The following is a 3,013-nucleotide window of genomic DNA, read 5'->3' as shown; positions in this document are numbered from 1 at the left end:
GGATCTTTTTCTTTCTTTTCCCCCTCCTTTTATCCTTTAATATAATGCTGCGCCATTCGTGCGATTGCATGCGCAAATGGAAGCGCCAGCAGCGAGCTAATCACATTGAACAGCGTCTGCGCGTGGGCGATTTGCAGTGCCGGATCGCCGGTGAGCCAGGATACTAACACGGCAAACGGCTGGATGAAAGGAAAGAACACGAGCACACCTGCAACATTCAGCATGACATGCACCCAGGCAACCTGCTTTGCCGCCGCGTTGCCCCCCACAGCTGCCATAATGGCGGTTATACATGTTCCGACATTGCTGCCCAGCACAATCGCAATTCCCATCCCCAGCGACAGAATCTTCTCTTTCATAAAACCCATCGTCATCGCCGTTACGGCAGAACTGCTGTGCAAAAGGGCCGTAAACATCGCCCCGAGAAAGATGCCGTTGAAATAATGGCTGTCCGGCCGCGCCAGAGCTGATAGAAAGAATGGTGTATGCTGCAGCGGTTCGGCTGCCACTTGCATCATCTGAATTCCCAAAAACACACATCCGAAACCCGACATCGACATTCCGATTGCCCGCACAACCTGCGAACGTAGCCACAATACAGAGCAGCCGATGAGAAACATCGGCAGCGCCAGTTTCTGCGGGTTGAGCGCAATCAATTGAGTGGTAAACGTCGTCCCGATATTCGTCCCCAGAATAATGCCTACCGTCTGCGGGAACGATAGCAGGCGCGCGTTCGCAAGCCCGATTGTTACGACAGACACCGCGCTGCTGCTCTGTACAAGCATTGTCACCAGCGTTCCTGTAATCATGCCGCGCATCGGCGTTTTCGTAAAGCGTACAAGCCAGCGGTGCAGACTATCGCCCGCCAGCGCGAACAAACCGAGCCGCATGAAATGCATGCCGCCCAGAAACAACCCAAACCCTGCCAGGAGGGGAAACACAAGTGTAGCCATCCGTTCGTCTCCTCTCGTCCCCATCTACCCCATATGTATGCGGGGTCTAAGACAGGCATGACAGGCCGTAGAAAAACAAAAGACGGACCCTGTTACAAATCCGTCGAGCGGATTAGTAGGTGCTGCAGACAAAAGAATTGATGCGCCTTGTATCAAGTCCGCCAATGGTGTAGCCAAAGAAAGGAATATATCGGTAGAATGATACGGTCCTCTGTTGGATAGAGAATGGCCAGATCCAGTATTGCTCGCCGTTCGATAGCCATACATACGTCCAACGGTACAGACACATGCGCAGGCTGCTTGGTGCAACCGCCAGTGTGCCGACTCCTCCCTGCGGTTGCTGCGGAACGAAACTCGGCGGCGGCGAAGTCGGTTGAGGCGGTTGGCCTTGTCCTCCGGGGAGCTGCCCTTCTCCAGGAAACGGACCCGGGTACGGCGGCTGTGTCGGCGGTTGGAATGGAGGGAAATAACCGGGTGGAGGTGGTGGAAAACCGCCGGTTGGTGGACGGGGCGGTAAGCCCGGAACGGTCGGTACGTTAAACTGTCTGTTATCTTTTTTAGGGGATTTACCCATAGTAACACCTTCCTTTCCGTATAGACTATTCACAATCAGGGACAAATGCGTATAAAATAGGCACAAGCCTGCATGGCAAATGACAAACGAAAGGATGAGCGACATGGAACCGAAAACGACCGGATGCAGCATTGACCATTCTTTAGAGGATGTGCGCAATAAACTGGGCGCAATCGAGCCGCATCTTCCGACAGACATCGCATCTTCCCTGCCGGAATACTTGGAAAACGGACGGACTCAAGCCGAGCTAAACCATGTATTTCACTTGTTAAAAAAATACGACTTAGCAGATGACACGGAAAGAGCGCGGCGCAACGAAGAATTTGCCAGACTGTTGCAAAAAGACTAAATAAGAAATGCCTCTTGCTTCGGACAAGCAGGAGGCATTTTTTAATGTATAGGAAAGTATATTTCGCTTTACAGTGATAAAGTGAAATATACTTTCCCTCCATTGTAATCGAGGAAAAACTCGCGAGGCGTGTGCCGACCGTTGCTTTTTCCGTGTGGAGCGTGTGGCCTGGAGGGAGGGAAAGACCGGCAATTGTCTCCCTCTTCGGGGTACCCGGATGTTTTGCCGGTCCGACCGAAGGGCCACAAAGCGGCCGCTTGTCTTCTGTGTGGAAAAAGGACGAGCGGCAACGCCCGCGAGTTTTTCTTATGTAACACTTTTTCGGGAAATGCGACAAAAAAATTTTCTTCTCTGCGAAAAATATTACAGTCAAGGATAAAAATACATCAAGAAAGGGAGAATACTAGTGAACAGAAAAATCATAAGCGGACTATTAGCGGCAACTCTCCTTGCAGGAGGCACTTCCGTATTTGCACAGGATACTGTAACGGCGACAGAGCCTGCAAAAAAAGAAGAGGCTGTCAAAGTGAAATGCTTAGAAAATGCATTGAAGCATGTGAACAACGAAACGGCAAGACAAGCCATCATGGCTAATATCGAAAGACAAAAAGCAGCAACGACAACAGGAGACAGCGTGACGGTAACACCTGCTCCTAAGCCGGAGCAGAAAAGAGAAGCGACAATTGTAATAAAAATCAATGGTAAAATCATGATTGCGGACCAGAAGCCAATCATCATCAACGGCCGGGCCGTTGTACCGCTGCGCAGCATCTTTGAAGCGCTGGGCGCCAACATCCAGTGGGACGGCAAAAACAGCACGGTTCATGCGACTAAAGGGAAAAAGAAAGTAAGGCTGAAAATCGGTGATTTGAAGGCATCTGTAGACGGAAGAACAGTGAAGCTTGACCAAAAAGCGGTTATCATCAACAACCGTACTATGGTGCCGGTTCGCTTCGTAAGCGAAGCGCTGGGCTCTAAAGTGGAATGGGATGCGAAAAACCTGACCATTCACATTAAAACGAATTAAATACCGGTGAGGGGCTAAAGAGGCGGACGCTGGGCCATCAGGCGTCCGCTTCTCGTTTTTCTGCCGTGTTTCTGGTAAGATAGGGCATGATGACAGAAAACCACCATGGC

The 3,013-nt window shown here is 50.8% G+C and carries 4 protein-coding genes; 2 read left to right on the top strand and 2 right to left on the bottom strand.

Annotated elements, in window-relative coordinates; all coding sequences use genetic code 11:
- Positions 1–29: 29 nt before the first annotated feature.
- Both ADA01nite_RS03725 and ADA01nite_RS03720 read right to left on the bottom strand, forming a co-directional pair.
- A complete protein-coding gene (locus tag ADA01nite_RS03725) occupies positions 30–953 on the bottom strand; it encodes a Na/Pi cotransporter family protein (RefSeq protein ID WP_146808564.1) in 924 nt (307 codons plus the stop codon).
- Between the two features lie 112 nt (positions 954–1,065).
- Positions 1,066–1,527: a collagen-like protein gene (locus ADA01nite_RS03720; protein WP_146808563.1), complete on the bottom strand. Its 462-nt coding sequence runs from the start codon at positions 1,525–1,527 to the stop codon at positions 1,066–1,068.
- Between the two features lie 103 nt (positions 1,528–1,630).
- Here ADA01nite_RS03720 and ADA01nite_RS03715 point away from each other — a divergent pair, with 103 nt between their 5' ends.
- Together ADA01nite_RS03715 and ADA01nite_RS22410 are read left to right on the top strand one after the other, a co-directional pair.
- On the top strand, positions 1,631–1,876 hold the full coding sequence (locus ADA01nite_RS03715; protein ID WP_146808562.1) for a group-specific protein: 246 nt from the start codon (positions 1,631–1,633) through the stop codon (positions 1,874–1,876).
- A 406-nt stretch (positions 1,877–2,282) separates the two neighbouring features.
- Positions 2,283–2,903, top strand: a complete 621-nt coding sequence (locus tag ADA01nite_RS22410; RefSeq protein WP_218029529.1) for a copper amine oxidase N-terminal domain-containing protein — start codon at positions 2,283–2,285, stop codon at positions 2,901–2,903.
- Positions 2,904–3,013 lie beyond the last annotated feature (110 nt).

This window comes from Aneurinibacillus danicus, from assembly GCF_007991215.1.
Classification (GTDB): Bacteria; Bacillota; Bacilli; order Aneurinibacillales; family Aneurinibacillaceae; genus Aneurinibacillus; species Aneurinibacillus danicus.
The sequence above is the reverse complement of the archived record's forward strand: the minus strand, read 5'-3'. Positions and strand labels throughout refer to the sequence as shown.